Origin of the sequence: Flavobacterium sp. UGB4466 (genome assembly GCF_903469665.1) — a bacterium.
Classification (GTDB): domain Bacteria; phylum Bacteroidota; class Bacteroidia; order Flavobacteriales; family Flavobacteriaceae; genus Flavobacterium; species Flavobacterium lipolyticum.
The window spans coordinates 1-14,335 of record NZ_CAGKLC010000101.1; the positions used below are offsets into that span (position 1 = coordinate 1).

Below are 14,335 nucleotides of genomic sequence, written 5' to 3' on the forward strand. Positions count from 1 at the left end.
GGTTTTTATAGGATATTTAAAAGATGATATTTGGCACTGGAAAGTTTGGGAAACAATAAATCCCAAAGAGATATTAGATTTTAAAATTTCAGCGAAAAGTTTAAATGAACTTTTAATTCAAACGCCAAATTATCTTAGAGAAACTATCTTATTAGATTAAATGCTATTGTTTCCAAAATTTTGTTTCTCTATTTCAAAAATTATTATTGCTTTATCCGTCCTAAATGTTAATCATAAAAAATCAATTATGAATATCAAAGAACAAGTAATTCAAAACTTAAAAAATTGGTTAGCAAAAACAAAAGTCATATCATATGATGAGCGTATTCCTTTGAATTGCTGGGATAAAGAATTAAAAGATCTAAGAAACGGAACAGTAAAAGAAGTTTACATAGTATCATTTAAAACAAAAAGTACTACTATAGAGTATAATGAAAAAGGCGAAGTAATTTCTTTTTTCGAAGGAATGTACTGCTTTGCTTATTTTGATGCCGAAACTTTAGAGTTCCTTTATATAATGAAAAAAGCTGGATATATTGAGGTTGACGGCTCTTATTAAGTAAAACCAATACATTTTTTAATTTCCCTCATTAATAAAACAATGAAAACCATAACAAAAGTTCTATTCTTTATCGGAGTTTTTCTTTTTCTCTTCAGCTATATTATTGATCCTTATAAAATCAATGAAGGAAATTATATTGTAATTGATGGAGATACTGTCGCATTCTTAAAAATGCTATACATAATTACATGCCTGCTTTTCGGATATTCATCTTATCTATTTCTTAGATTTTTTAGAAGTAGAGTTTATTTCATTTTTTCTCTTATTTTACTTATCATTAATCTAATTTTTTTAGGGAAAATGTTTTTGTATTTTGATCCATTTTTAAACTAAAATTCTAAAAAAAGGTTGTTTATCTTCCAAAGACAATTCCATTTTCAATCTATTAAACATCCATTTTTCCAAAGAAGAAAAACGGGTGTTATTTATCATTTATTTTCGTTTTTGTCTGCAAAATGAAACCCCAAAAAACACATAATACCCTACTGAAACTACTGATTTACAAAGTAAAATCTTTTTTAAAATAGGCTATTTCGGCGTATTTTTACAGTGCTGCTAAAGGCAATATACCATCAGTAGCAGCCTCCTTAAAAGGAACATCTCAGATTTATTGAAGACCTTTTTTCAACCTTGAATAAATTTCAAAACAAATAATCTTATCGAATACTTAAAACCCTGATATTTTCTAATAATCCAGAGGAGCTTTTTATGGTCTAAACTTAAAATCATTAATACCTATAAATATGGATCAAACTACAAAAAAACACATTGATTTACTGCATCCTTCGGTCAGGGAAGAAGTGACCAAAATTATCGAAGAATGTGATCTGGCGCTGGACGGAAGAGCAAAAGTTAGAATAACACAAGGACTCCGATCTTTTCAGGAACAGGAGGATCTTTATGCTTTTGGCCGCACCAAACCCGGAAAAAAAGTAACGAATGCCAAAGGAGGCCAATCCATTCACAATTATGGCTTTGCAGTCGATATCTGTTTAATTATAGATGGTAAAACAGCTTCCTGGGATACCGTAAAAGACTGGGACAACGACCAAATTTCGGACTGGCAGGAATGTGTTGAAATTTTTAAAAAGCACAACTGGAATTGGGGCGGAGACTGGAAAACTTTTAAAGACCTTCCACACTTTGACAAAAAAGGATACAGCGATTGGAAGGTGCTTAGCAAATTAAAGCGCGACAGAAAAAACTATGTAATCTTATACAAATAACGCAGATGAAACCTTTCAAATTAAAACGTACAGCTCTCCTACTTGTTTTGGCTTTTACCATTACCTCCTGTACTTCCACAAAAACAGCTCCATTCGACCTTCATTCCTATCAAAAAACAATTGCAGTAAAAGTCGAAACTATTAAACTAATGGAGAAAGCTACTGCCCCTTTTGCGGTTCATAAAATGGAAATAAACGCTTTATTGCTTGACATTGAAAAGTTGACTGAATATGAAAAAAATAAACTCCATAACGAAATCACTTTTTCGATGTGGAAAATTCTAAACGATAAAGACAAGAATCTTTTGGTCGGTTTTTTCAAAAGATGGGAAACAAAAGGAATTTTATCTCCCGCTTTTATACAAGAATCCGAAAAACAAGTTTTGCAAGCTCTCGATTTACTGATTCAATACGAAGCCAAAAAAGATAAAGAGTCAAAAGATGCTCTTTTATATTTAATCAACAGCAATACCTGAAACGATGCATAACGATACATTATTTGACCAATTAAAAAGCAAACTAAAAATTATTATAACAGAAAGTTATAAAGATAACAAATTCGAACTGGAGAAAGATCTGAACACTTTTCTAGAAATCTCCAGAGAGAAAATGGAACGCTGGCTCTTTCTTTTCTCAACCGGAAATTTAACCGAAGAAGATTTAGAATGGCTGTCAAAAAGTCAATTCAATTTAATGGAATTTCAAGCGCTTCAAGCAACCGGAATATCAAAAATAAAACTGAATGCTATTAAAAACAACATTCTAAAAATGATTTTCAAAGTACTCCTTGATATGGTTATCCCACAGGATTAAATCTTTGTGTTTCTTTTAAAAAAAACAAACACAATTCATTGCAAATCAACAACTTACAACCAACACCTAACTTACTGAAACTACTGATTCATAAGCCTTAAAATCTTGGTAAAAGACAAATTCGGGCGTATTTTTACAGTATCAAATAAAAGGCATTTTTTGAGTATGGCGCGCAGATTCAAAGGAGCTATTCATTAACAAAAAAACAAATAGTAACGACATATGAGAGATTTTATCATAGAAGATGACTTGTTAATCACCAATGGAGATTTCTCCATTAAAAATGCAGATCAGCAAAACATAGAACATCTATTGCTAAGTCAAAAAGGAAGTTATAAAGAGTTCCCTATTCTGGGAGTAGGAATAAAAAAATACATTAACAGCCCGGATGCAACCTCCAGGTTAAGACTGGAAAACGAAATAGACAAACAATTATCGTATGACAACTTTCACGTAAAAATACTAGATGTCAACGATTTAAAAAACATTAAAATCGATGGAAACTATTAAACCACAAGAAAATCAAAACATTTTTGATGTCTCTTTACAAGAATACGGAAGTATTGAAAAAGTATTCGACCTTTTAGACGACAACGACAGATTTAACCTTACAGAAGACCTTTCTGTTTACAAAGATTTAAAAATAGGCCGTGAAGCTTTCAAAAAAGATATTGTAGAATATTACAATACCCGAAACTTAAAGCCTGCGACAGCTATTACAGAAGAAGAACAGTATTTACTGGATAATTTCTCCGGAATCGATTATATGATTATTGAAGACGATTTCATCATTTATTAGCAACTTGTTTAGGCTATAATAACCTGAACAGCAGCAACAAAAGTTCAGCTTATCCAATAACAAGACTTATCCATTTCTCTTTTTGGAAGTCTCCAAAAAAACTACTGCTCTGTAGTATTCACAAATAAACATAAACAATTAACTATAAGCATATTACACATGTCTTACAGGCTAAACTATTTCAAAAAATTAAAATATGGCACGTACAATTGCTGAAATACAGAACGAGATTCTGATGGAGAAAGGAAAGCAATCTTCCTTAAACAACTTAACAGATTCAAAAACTGCTATTTGGAAACTTTGGATTAACATAGTGGCCACCGCTATCTGGGTTCATGAAAAAATAGTAGAAAAAAATGCGCTCATCTCAAGACCGCATACCTTAAACTGGTACAGAAGCCAGGCCTTAAATTTTCATTACGGTCTGTCTTTACCCTCTGATCCCAACAGCAAAATACCACTCATCTGGAAAGAGGGCTCCTATCAGTTTGACACTACAGGTTTTGACGAAACAGAAATCGAAAAATTAAAAATAATCAAACATTGCGCAGTAAGCGAAATTGATCTGGAAACAGTACTCGATCCCACAAAAAACAAAGACCGGGAAACTATTTTTTCGGACTACTTCCGCAACAAAGTAGGGGTTGTATTTTTAAAAGTAGCCACGGTAAAAGGAGATAAAATCTCGAGAATTGATGTTCCTAATGAACTCTACGCCTTCAAAGAATATATGGCTAAAATTAAAGATGCTGGAAATCATATTTATATCTCTTCTGATAATGGTGATATCTTAAAACTAAATTTAACCGTTTACGTTGATCCTTTGAATATCTATATTGATCCGGCAAATCCCGCAAATCCAAAAAATGGTTCATTGATTCTGAACGAAAAAATATTTCCTGTACAAGATGCTGTCAAAGAGCATTTAAAAAGTATTGAATTTAATGGCGCTTTTGTAAAAACCTATTTTGTCGATGCTTTGCAGAATACGCCGGGTATTAAAATCCCAGTTGTAAATAAAGTCGAAACTAGCTGGGCTAAAAATCCGAATGACCAACTAGCCCCTTCTTTAGAAGATGTCACTAAAACGGAATACTTTATCCCTAACTCAGGCTATTTTGATCTGGATGCCTTAGAGGTACTGGTAAATTATATTCCTTATACATTTTACAGAGACAAACAATAGCCTAATACCAATACTATGAATAAATACACTGTTTTAAAATGGGAAAAGCTAATATTATGGCTCATCCCGCCGGTTGTCAGAAAAAAAACGCATCTGGAATGGCTCAATGTTTTACTGGCTCCTCTTCGTACGATTTATGAAGAGATATTATACAAAATGCAGCATACTGGGCAGGTCATTTATCTGGAAAAAGTACTCAACGACGCTTTTAATCCCACAAAAAATTACGATCCCAACCTAAGTATAGAGCAAAAGCGATTAGAGGGGCTAATTTATATAGACGAATCGATCAAACCTGCAATTCAATATGTCTATCTCCACAAAGAATACTACGAACCGGATATTACTTTACCCGACAAAAAGGTAACAAAGGGAGCTTTAATGAGGCCGCAATTAAACATCTTTAAAAATAATGAGCTTAAAAACAGAGATAACAAACCTGTTTATCTCGTACATCGTAAAGATTATACTAAAGTAAATTATGCCAATTTTAGAGTGTTTATACCCGAAAATCTAATTAAAGATCGAACAATAACTATTCAACCTAACCAGGACAATGCTGTAGAAAAAACAGAACCGATCGAAGTGACCGATTTAAAATATCACAATCTTCTTAATTTTTATAAACTGGCAGGCAAAAGCTATGAAAGTTATCGCTATCAACCGAAAAAGCAAACTGGAGAAGTTAGAATATAGAGTAAAGATACTAGAAAATAGATTTAAGAATATAGAAACAAAAAACAACTGCAATTTAAATTAATACAAAATGAAACAAATAAATTTTAGTCATGAAGGAGGTTTCCCTCTTGAACAGGAAACTTTAGAAAGACTTCAAAGCGCCTACAGAACGGAGTTATTTGGTGCTTTAAAAGCACATTTTAGCATCGAAACCTGCAAAAACTATATTGTCGCTACTGCTACAGAGAAAAAAAATGGCTGGGCTATTATCCATCTGGATAAAAAAGATTGTACAGATCCGGAATATAATGAAGAAACTCCGGAAGGAATTTTATACCCTATTTTAAAAGGGAAACCAACAGGATATTTAAAAACCATCCGAAAAGACACTAACCTGATTTACGGGACCGGAAAATCTCAAACCGCCTACTTTGATTACGAAGCAGTATACATAGAACAAGCTGAATATACTACCGGTGCTTCACAAACGGATAAAACACTTGCAGCCAATTATCATATTCTGGGAAGTTTTAAGGAAATTTTGGATCATGCCGCCCTGGAAAAGATTTTGACTGAATTAGATACTGCCGTTACAGCAAATACTAAGGCAATAGGCGACAATACTAAAGCAATAGCTGATAATGCTAAATTAATTGGTGATAATACTAAAGCTATAGGCAACAATACTAAATTAATTGGTGACAACACTGACGCAATTGAGAGAATAAAAGATACTTATCTCCCTCGTGACGGCTCAAAAGCCATGACCGGAAATTTAACGGTAGAAGGTAAAGTAAATTTTAATAATGTAGACTTAACAGATGGCGGCACTTTGTTATTATTAAACGGGTCAAATCAGGTTGTTAAGAACAATACTCTAATCCAATCTATATTAAACGAAATCGAAGCTTTAAAAAACAAATCTGCGACAGCAATACCTATTGGAATGATCGCTATTTGGGGGAAATCGGGGCCATTTCCGCAAGGCTGGAGAGAGTATGAACCTCTATCAGGAAGAATGCCGGTAGGTTTAAAGACGAGCGACCCAGCATTCAACACATTCTTAGGGGATGGGGGAAATAAAGAAAAAAAATTATTGATCGAAGAATTGCCTCCACACTTTCATCACAAACCAAACTCTCCTTTTAAAAGTTTCTCAGCGCTATCTAAGGAATTCGGTGAAGGAACTTCTCCAGGAATAGCTGCAGATAGCAACGAAAATGATGATGAGGTGGCAGTTGCGGGAATAAAAGCTGCATATGGCCCAAATGGGGATGCTTTAGAGCAAACAATTGGTAACGGTCAATCTTTCTCAATTCTAAACCCATACCGAGTAGTTTATTTTATCGAGTACGTAGGACTGCAAGGCGACATAACAAAGCCAACAAGTCCAACAAATTTAGCAGCAACAAACATCACCGATACAAGTATAACTTTAAAGTGGACTAAGTCAACGGATAATATAGCAGTTACCAGTTATTCCATATCTATAAATGGTACTAAGTCAATCCTGGTAGGTGACATTGATTCTTACGTTGTACGCGAATTAAATCCCGATACCTATTATAGTTTCTATGTCACGGCACAGGATGCTGCAGGAAATTCATCCGCTCCCGCCACTCTTGAAGATGTAATCACAAGAGGAAACTCTGCACCCAACCAACCAACATCACCAACGGGGTTAAGAGCAGCCTTAACTGGTAAAAATAAAGTGCAAATTTCATGGAATATTGCTACAAACCAAGGAACTGGGGTTGTTTACGGAATCTTTAGAAAAGGCAAAGGGCTTGGAGAAACTTTCCAGAAAATAGGTCAAACTACGGAGATCTTTTACGCTGATACAAGCGTAAACAGTGACTATACCCATACTTATTATGTGGCGATACTGGATGCTTCCGGACTAGCTACTGACTATCGAACTATGGAAGAAGAAGTTAAGGGAGATCCGAATATAGCGGACGAATAAGTTTTGTCTCCATAAAACTGATGTGTAGGTTTGAAGTGAAAATTCAAATAAAATTATCAGAACCTGCTGCTTTAAAACAGTACTCTTTTGGGGAATTACTCCAAAAGAGTACCTCTCTAAACAACCTCAACTCTAAACATACTCTATGAAAATTGTAAAATTTATTTTTACAGCTTCAGCATTGCTGTGGCTTTTTATAACCATCCTGATCATGGCACAAGTAGCCATCCTTATACTACCAATTCTTTTTATTTCGAAAAAACATTACACCGAATGGATCCTCTTTACATTTGCCTTAATCTGCTCTTTTGGCGTTTACCCCATTTCTTTTATCTATGCCGCCATCAAATGGAAAGGCTTTCTAAATTATTTAAGAAAACTCAGTTTAAGTATTGATATCACAGGAAATATAGTTGCCGGTGCCTTACTAAACGACAATTTTATTACCAGCTCTTCTGCCCATAAGTTTGGTGTTGTACAGGAAACGATCAGCGACAATTTAGGCGAAAACGAAAGAGACCATACCTTATCCGTTTTTGGAAAGAGATTTACCAATCTGCTTGGCGTAATTGATTTTGATCACGCCAAAAAGTCTATAGTCGAAGATTAATTCAACCTTAAACCTATGATAATGCATAGAATTACAGAATATTCAAATGAATTAAAATTATTGCTTTACGGAATTTTTATTTACCTGGAAATGGATGCAGAAATTGTGAAAGTGCTGTTTTATTTAATGGTATTGGATACTTTTTTAGGCATTGTCAAAACCATCGTATTAAATAACCCTTTTAGCTTTAAAAAACTGGCCTTAGGATTTGTTTCCAAGCTGGCTGTACTATTGATTCCAACAGCTCTGGCCTTAATGAGCAAAGGCCTCAATTACAACTTCAAATGGTTTGTAACCATTGTAATGGATCTACTAATCGTAAGCGATGGCATTTCAATCATCAGCAATATAATAGCTATAAAGACAAAAAAAGAAGTCGAGAATTTCGATGCCATGACTTTGATCTTAAAGTCCATAAGAAATCGTTTAATACAACTTTTCAAGAGAATTTTGATTACAATTGACCCCAGATATCATGTAGAAGAATAATCCAATACGCTTTATAAACAAAAAAAATAAAACAAGCAATAATGACAACAAATATCAATACTATTCTGAGCTGGTTCAAAACCAGATCAAAACCTACTCAGGAAGAATTTCGCGCCACTTGGTTAAGCTTTTGGCACAAAGATGAGCAGATTCCAACAGAAAAAATCGAAGGCTTACAGGGCCTTTTAGATCATAAAGCCGATTTAGAAGCTTTAGAAAACCACAAAGCTGATTCAAACGCACACTCAGAATTGTTTATTAGAGCTAAGTTTATTAAAACTGGGGAATTATCCATTTTCAAGCATCCCAATAATACTGATCAAACAAAAGAATACATACTTGAAATAAATGATCTCGTCCAGGGCTTTGTTGAAAAAACCTGGATAAATGGATATTACATTGGCGGCGACATAAGTTTACTTGAAAGCTTTAGTGTAAATACAAATGCATAAATGTAAATACCAAATAAAAAAGAAAATCCTCATAGTTCTTGAAAAAAGAGCCATAAACATTACTAATCACAACATTTAAATTATGAAAAGAATATTTTTATTTTTACTCCTTGCTGTGTCATTTACAGCATTCGCGCAAGTTCAAATACCACAAGAATACACTATTCAAAAACCTTTACGATTGGGAACTGTTAATCCTGGTACAAAAACAGATTCTGTATTAGTTCGGGGTTCTGATAAAATTATCAAATTTGTTCCCCGAAGTGAATTTGGCAGAACTAGTGCCCTTCAGGATTTGAAGTCAGTGCTTAATACGGGTAATGTAGCATTAAGTCCAAACAATTATAGCTGGTTTATTCCAAATCTTTCCAACGAGGCTCCCTCTATTGATTTTGGGGTTACTGCATTGAATGGTGTAACAGCAAATTCCATTTCAATGACACCCGAAAACTTTATTTTACAGCACAGCTCGCCGGCTACTGGTGCAACCTATTCCATAGAATTACAAAACAATGGTCTGACCTATGGTTCAGACATGTCAACACATTGGACAGCGAGAAGTATTGTCGATAAAGCCTATGTTGATAGCATCAATTTCCAAAAATTAGTTGACAATAATGCAGTTGCGACCTTAGATAATGGTAACTATGCTCAAATATTAAACATCGATAAAGGGGGAAACCGACATGTTGGTTTTAATGTGACTAATGAACAGTTTAAAAGTTCTATGCTTGAATTAGGAGGAGGAGGGTTATTTCAGGCCTTTGCCTCTACAGCAAATGGCTTTGGAGAAATACTTATGAACCCGGACCATAGCGGTGTAGGAGAAAATCACAAAATGGCTTTAAGGTATATACAATACTTTCCTGGAGGAGGCCAAGCCGCTGAAAATATATTAGTTTTTGAGCCTATGACTTCATCAGGTAAGTCCTTAGTAAAAATTCCATTTAAGTCAGGAGAACATTTACTGGCAACAACAAGCGATTTAGCGACAGATAATCCAACCGTGTCAAGTTTAACACTTACTGAATTAAATACCACATATCCAAATGCAATAAATGGCTATAGGGTACATTGCCCATCCATTTCGACAGGTGCGCTTATGTATGAGAAAACTCAGACGGGCTGGTTGGAAATCTCTGTATCAATTGTTTACAATCCCCAATAAAATAACCTTAAACTTTAAAACATGAATAAATCAAAAATCGCAGTAACCGTGAGTCTTTTAATTGTTCTAACAGGTTTCATCGACACAAAATTCGATCTGTTACAGGATGCAGGATTGTCGGAAATAGTTATCAATAGAATTAAACTCATTGGTTTGATTCTGACGGCAGTATTACCAGGAATCAGCTCTCTACTTTCAAAAGAAGAAAAGTAAAAAGAAATTTCTACGGAAAACATTAAAAATTAACCTAAAGCAATTATTTCTATCTTAAAGAAAGAACCTTTGCCTAAATTTGTAACTACATCTCTTACCTTATATTCCCGGCAACATACTGCGCTGAAAGAAATGATAAAGTTAAATACTAAAATCTCCTTTACCCTGTAACAATTAATTTCCGATTCTAATATACTCTCCTACAAGCATTAAGAAAACAATTGTTGAGATATTTTTATAAAATCAGTAATTATTCTACTACTACCGAAATAACAATTAAAAATCAAAAACCCCTCTTACAAAACCGTAAGAGGGGCTATATCTATACATTTCACATTTTACAACCTACTTCTTAATAAATTTCTGTACATAGTTTGCTTTATCAGTCACTATATTAATGATGTACATTCCTTTTGAAAAATCACTAACGTTAATCTGATTGTTACTGATCTGAGCGTTAATTGATTTACCCGAAATATCATAGACCGTTACTTTTAACACCTCGTCTTCTGTTCTAATGTTCAAGACATCTGAAACCGGATTAGGATAAACTGCCAGTTCTAATTTTGTGAATTCACCAGTACCTAAATTGGTTGTTGTATTTACGGTAATCGATTTTTCAATTAGTTTACCATTGGAATTAAAACGAATCACCACTGTTGCAGTACCCTGAGTTTTTGGAGTCAGAACCAATTCGTCATTCACATTTATTACAGCCGAAACCACCTCTGTATCACTAACTGACTTTACAGATTTTACGATCGCTGCCGACAAATTATCAGTATCGGAAACAATATTTTTTAAATCGATTACAGTTGGTTCTTTTACCGAAACCTCCGAAGGCAGAGTATTGCTCACTACAGGTGCCGCATTATCCGGAAAAACGGTCGTTCCGGGAAACCAATAATAGTCATCCAAAATTTTTGTTTGGGTTAAACTTCCTGTACGATCAAAAGTATGAACCCAGTTTTTCTGATAATGTGCTCCAAATCCGTTTTCTGTAGTATTGAGAATCAACTCATCTGAAACCGGATCAATACGCAGGGCTGCACCGTAAGGAATTTGTTTAAAAGCATCTGTTTGTCCCGGAATGGTTGCAAAATTCTCATTAAAGGTTTTTGAAGTAATATCAAATTTTACAATTTTTGTTCCTGAAGTAAAAGAACTGATGGCGTTTATCCAAAACAAAGCATTCTCCTGAGTGCTATAAGTAAAACTCCCCGCATTCCAGGCTCCCCAGGAACCCAGGTATTTGGTTGTTGGAATCGCATATTCGGTTACCGTAAAAGTTGTTGCATTAATATTGATTAACTTTTGATCCTGAATTCCCCATACACTTCCGTCTTTGGCCTGAACTACAGAGTGGAATTTACCGGTAATAGTCTTAATCAAAGTATGAGTAGCAGGATCGATTATCAGCATTCCTCCACTTTGTGTTACCGCAAATACATACTGAGACGTACGAATCATATTACCAACCTGTCCTGCAGTACCTGTACCTGCTAATAAACTTCCCACCTTCAGATTGGCAATATCAAAAAGATAAATACCTTTTGAAGTACCTATATATCCAGTGTTTTCATTAACTCCAACAAACGAACGTCCATCTGCTCCAATGTTTGCAAATCCTGCAATTTTTTTCATAGTTTTTGCATTAGCAACAACCAATCTTCCGCCCGGACTAAAATTCTGATCTCCTCCGCTTGCTGCCTGTTTGGAAATAAAATAAAAATTATCTCCGTAAATTGTTCCGTAACAGGTGGTCACGCCAAAGGTTTCATTGTTATTCGCTATACTATAAATTCGGTAATTAGTACTTCCGTCTTTATTAATAAAATTCACAGAACCATTGGTATGTCCGAACCAGTCTTCGTTTACCATAAAAAATCCATTCGTAAAATCTGTTGCTTCCACATAAGGTGCAACCGGAGTAAAAGTTCCGGCAATAGGAAGCACATTTTTAGACGGTGCATAATTCCAAACATCCCAGGAATCATTTTGCAGAATACGACCGGATGCCCCTATACTTACGGCAGTAAAATCAGCATCGGCAGGATTTTTCCCCCAATACGTCCATTCTCCATTTGTCCATCCGGATTGCCAGTGATCGTTTGTATCTATTGCTTTATAATTGTCAAAATCGTAAGCCGTCGTATTCACAAAGCCATTTGTTGGATAAAGAGGATAAGTATAATCTGTGCCTTTATAAAGTCCGATCGTTTTAATTCCATTCAGATCAAAACCCAATCCTCCTGTCAAAGATCCTGTTTGAGCTCCCTTATACAACAGAGCGAAAAAACGTCGATCTGCTTTTAGTATGGCTTTTAACATGTCTTCGCCTGTGGCAGTACCCTCCCATCTGAATCCCCAGACTAAAGCATCGGTATTTTTACCATCATTCCACTGCACCGCAAAAGCCGCCCGATTAGAGCCTGTGCCTATCCAGTACTTAATATCATCAAAGGTTGTCGCCGCAGTCGTGTTTTGGGCAATTTTATTTTTCGCTGCTGTTTGTTTATTATTATTTGGAATTGTGCCCTCCGATACCACCTGACCTCGTATAGAAAAGACAGAAAGGAACATCAATACTAACAAGTAATTTTTCTTCATATTCAATTTAATTTTAATTTTTTATTATTTAAGATACAGGTCATAAGCTCCGGCAACATCAGTAGAAACTTCGCCCAGCCAGCCAGCTTCCTGATGGATTGCGGTATGTATTTTGACGAAATCTATTCCGGGAAGTTTTACGTATTTTCCGTTTTTGTCTACCGCCCAGGAAATATCAATAGTAGAACCTTCGTCGCTATTGGGTGCATTATCTGCATAACCAAAATCAAATCCTGTACCTACCCAATAGTTTCCGGTACCACTTTGATCATAAAAATTGTCTTTAATTCTCGTTCCTTTCAAGGTATAAGAAGCCTCCGAAATCCATAGCGGATAGTAGCTTTGTTCATGAAATCCATTTTTGGTTTTATATCCTGAATTCCCCTGATTGTCTTCCCATTTAATGTACTGCACATCGGTCTGCCAAAAATCCTGACCTGCAACAGCCGGTTTGTTAGGATCCGGTTTGAAATAAGTCACACTATAGTTCTTCACGGTGGTACTTTTAAAATATTCACTTCCGGCTATTTCGTACCATTCGTCCTCATCAGGTTTCCCGTTTTTATTTTTATCATAAGCCACCAGAATAATTCCGGGTTCACAAGAACCTGAACGAGTTTCCTTTGTGTCATTAGCCCAAAATGCATTTCCTAAAATTTTAAAATCACGGCCATTCCCATTTGGAATCGTATGATCAAAACCAAATACAACATAGCCTCCAAATCCGCCTAAGGATATCATGCTGGCATTAGAACCAACAAGTGACTTTTTTGCGGCATTGATCAAATTACTTTCGGTATTTCCCGGTGCGTATAATGGAAGTTCATTGGTAAACTGACCGACTCCGGGACGAAATTCCAGTACATTAGAGATGTACTTACTATAATTCCCAACCTCTTTTGTTACGTTAATAATCGATTGGAATGTTTTTACAACACCATTGGTCTCCACTTTTAACGTTAAGGGATAGCTCTTTAAATACGGACTGATAAAATCCAGTTGAAGGCTTTCTGAGATCACTGAATCTTTAATACTCCAGGTTAATTTTGAATTACTATTTAATTTTAAATCAATATTGAGCACTTTAAAACGGTCAATGGTATAGGATTCTTTTAATACGTCTCCCTGATTCTGATTTCCAGAATCATCTTCCCGATCGGTTCCACAGGAAATAAATCCCAGTAAGAGGGTTAATACTAGCGTACTCTTTAAAAGTGCAAAAGGGACTCTTTTCATATTTTTCTATTTTTATTCTTTAATGACACATGATTGTTGAGGTACAACAAAATAAATTTCCAGTGGGCGTAACACTTAACTCTTCACCCTTCACTCTTCACCCTTCACCCTTCACTCTTCACCCTTCACTCTTCACTCTTCACTCTTCACTCTTCACTCTTCACTCTTCACTCTTCACTCTTCACTCTTCACTCTTCACTCTTCACTCTTCACTCTTCACTCTTCACTCTTCACTCTTCACTCTTCACTCTTCACTCTTCACTCTTCACTCTTCACTCTTCACTCTTCACTCTTCACTCTTCACTCTTCACTCTTCACTCTTCACTC

General features: G+C 35.2%; 16 protein-coding genes. 14 read left to right on the top strand and 2 right to left on the bottom strand.

The genetic code is table 11. The features are described 5' to 3' along the window. Positions 1–247: 247 nt before the first annotated feature. The 14 genes from JO950_RS18270 to JO950_RS18335 all read left to right on the top strand — a co-directional run bounded on the left by JO950_RS18270 (position 248) and on the right by JO950_RS18335 (position 10,162). Positions 248–559, top strand: a complete 312-nt coding sequence (locus JO950_RS18270) for a hypothetical protein (protein WP_202703923.1) — start codon at positions 248–250, stop codon at positions 557–559. A 746-nt stretch (positions 560–1,305) separates the two neighbouring features. Then, entirely contained in the window at positions 1,306–1,788 is a 483-nt protein-coding gene (locus JO950_RS18275) for a M15 family metallopeptidase (protein WP_202703924.1), read from the top strand. 5 nt (positions 1,789–1,793) lie between these two features. Then, on the top strand, positions 1,794–2,264 hold the full coding sequence (locus JO950_RS18280) for a hypothetical protein (RefSeq protein WP_202703925.1): 471 nt from the start codon (positions 1,794–1,796) through the stop codon (positions 2,262–2,264). Positions 2,265–2,268: 4 nt separating this feature from the next. Further along, entirely contained in the window at positions 2,269–2,601 is a 333-nt protein-coding gene (locus JO950_RS18285; protein ID WP_202703926.1) for a hypothetical protein, read from the top strand. A gap of 222 nt (positions 2,602–2,823) precedes the next feature. Further along, the gene (locus JO950_RS18290) at positions 2,824–3,111 is read left to right on the top strand and encodes a hypothetical protein (protein WP_202703927.1); all 288 of its coding nucleotides are present in this window, start codon (positions 2,824–2,826) and stop codon (positions 3,109–3,111) included. Next, the gene (locus JO950_RS18295) at positions 3,098–3,400 is read left to right on the top strand and encodes a hypothetical protein (RefSeq protein WP_202703928.1); all 303 of its coding nucleotides are present in this window, start codon (positions 3,098–3,100) and stop codon (positions 3,398–3,400) included. The genes JO950_RS18290 and JO950_RS18295 overlap by 14 nt, the downstream gene beginning before the upstream one ends. Positions 3,401–3,596: 196 nt before the next feature. Continuing rightward, the gene (locus JO950_RS18300) at positions 3,597–4,586 is read left to right on the top strand and encodes a hypothetical protein (RefSeq protein WP_202703929.1); all 990 of its coding nucleotides are present in this window, start codon (positions 3,597–3,599) and stop codon (positions 4,584–4,586) included. A gap of 15 nt (positions 4,587–4,601) precedes the next feature. Further along, complete coding sequence (locus JO950_RS18305) at positions 4,602–5,282, top strand: hypothetical protein (protein WP_202703930.1); 681 nt, start codon at positions 4,602–4,604, stop codon at positions 5,280–5,282. Positions 5,283–5,352: 70 nt separating this feature from the next. Continuing rightward, on the top strand, positions 5,353–7,230 hold the full coding sequence (locus tag JO950_RS18310) for a fibronectin type III domain-containing protein (protein WP_202703931.1): 1,878 nt from the start codon (positions 5,353–5,355) through the stop codon (positions 7,228–7,230). A 145-nt stretch (positions 7,231–7,375) separates the two neighbouring features. Next, entirely contained in the window at positions 7,376–7,840 is a 465-nt protein-coding gene (locus JO950_RS18315) for a hypothetical protein (protein WP_202703932.1), read from the top strand. Between the two features lie 21 nt (positions 7,841–7,861). Beyond that, a complete protein-coding gene (locus JO950_RS18320; protein ID WP_202703933.1) occupies positions 7,862–8,329 on the top strand; it encodes a phage holin family protein in 468 nt (155 codons plus the stop codon). 41 nt (positions 8,330–8,370) lie between these two features. Then, positions 8,371–8,781 carry a hypothetical protein gene (locus tag JO950_RS18325; RefSeq protein WP_202703934.1) on the top strand — a complete coding sequence of 137 codons (411 nt, stop codon included), beginning with the start codon at positions 8,371–8,373 and terminating at the stop codon, positions 8,779–8,781. Positions 8,782–8,863: 82 nt separating this feature from the next. Then, positions 8,864–9,949 (top strand): hypothetical protein, encoded by a 1,086-nt coding sequence (locus JO950_RS18330; protein ID WP_202703935.1) that lies wholly within the window; start codon positions 8,864–8,866, stop codon positions 9,947–9,949. 21 nt (positions 9,950–9,970) lie between these two features. Then, positions 9,971–10,162: a hypothetical protein gene (locus JO950_RS18335; protein WP_202703936.1), complete on the top strand. Its 192-nt coding sequence runs from the start codon at positions 9,971–9,973 to the stop codon at positions 10,160–10,162. Between the two features lie 345 nt (positions 10,163–10,507). Here the strand turns inward: JO950_RS18335 and JO950_RS18340 are convergent, their stop codons facing one another. Both JO950_RS18340 and JO950_RS18345 read right to left on the bottom strand, forming a co-directional pair. Beyond that, complete coding sequence (locus JO950_RS18340) at positions 10,508–12,772, bottom strand: DUF5074 domain-containing protein (RefSeq protein ID WP_237732386.1); 2,265 nt, start codon at positions 12,770–12,772, stop codon at positions 10,508–10,510. Between the two features lie 24 nt (positions 12,773–12,796). Then, positions 12,797–14,008, bottom strand: coding sequence for a cell surface protein (locus JO950_RS18345; protein WP_202703937.1), 1,212 nt, complete (start codon positions 14,006–14,008; stop codon positions 12,797–12,799). Between the last annotated feature and the right edge of the window lie 327 nt (positions 14,009–14,335).

Excerpts from the sequence above, each read along its gene's own strand:
- JO950_RS18275 (WP_202703924.1), top strand. The coding sequence starts at position 1,306 with ATGGATCAAACTACAAAAAAACACATTGATTTACTGCATCCTTCGGTC.
- JO950_RS18335 (WP_202703936.1), top strand. The coding sequence starts at position 9,971 with ATGAATAAATCAAAAATCGCAGTAACCGTGAGTCTTTTAATTGTTCTA.
- JO950_RS18310 (WP_202703931.1), top strand. The coding sequence starts at position 5,353 with ATGAAACAAATAAATTTTAGTCATGAAGGAGGTTTCCCTCTTGAACAG.
- JO950_RS18305 (WP_202703930.1), top strand. The coding sequence starts at position 4,602 with ATGAATAAATACACTGTTTTAAAATGGGAAAAGCTAATATTATGGCTC.
- JO950_RS18325 (WP_202703934.1), top strand. The coding sequence starts at position 8,371 with ATGACAACAAATATCAATACTATTCTGAGCTGGTTCAAAACCAGATCA.
- JO950_RS18300 (WP_202703929.1), top strand. The coding sequence starts at position 3,597 with ATGGCACGTACAATTGCTGAAATACAGAACGAGATTCTGATGGAGAAA.
- JO950_RS18295 (WP_202703928.1), top strand. The coding sequence starts at position 3,098 with ATGGAAACTATTAAACCACAAGAAAATCAAAACATTTTTGATGTCTCT.
- JO950_RS18280 (WP_202703925.1), top strand. The coding sequence starts at position 1,794 with ATGAAACCTTTCAAATTAAAACGTACAGCTCTCCTACTTGTTTTGGCT.
- JO950_RS18270 (WP_202703923.1), top strand. The coding sequence starts at position 248 with ATGAATATCAAAGAACAAGTAATTCAAAACTTAAAAAATTGGTTAGCA.
- JO950_RS18340 (WP_237732386.1), bottom strand. The coding sequence starts at position 12,772 with ATGAAGAAAAATTACTTGTTAGTATTGATGTTCCTTTCTGTCTTTTCT.
- JO950_RS18290 (WP_202703927.1), top strand. The coding sequence starts at position 2,824 with ATGAGAGATTTTATCATAGAAGATGACTTGTTAATCACCAATGGAGAT.
- JO950_RS18330 (WP_202703935.1), top strand. The coding sequence starts at position 8,864 with ATGAAAAGAATATTTTTATTTTTACTCCTTGCTGTGTCATTTACAGCA.
- JO950_RS18320 (WP_202703933.1), top strand. The coding sequence starts at position 7,862 with ATGCATAGAATTACAGAATATTCAAATGAATTAAAATTATTGCTTTAC.
- JO950_RS18315 (WP_202703932.1), top strand. The coding sequence starts at position 7,376 with ATGAAAATTGTAAAATTTATTTTTACAGCTTCAGCATTGCTGTGGCTT.
- JO950_RS18345 (WP_202703937.1), bottom strand. The coding sequence starts at position 14,008 with ATGAAAAGAGTCCCTTTTGCACTTTTAAAGAGTACGCTAGTATTAACC.
- JO950_RS18285 (WP_202703926.1), top strand. The coding sequence starts at position 2,269 with ATGCATAACGATACATTATTTGACCAATTAAAAAGCAAACTAAAAATT.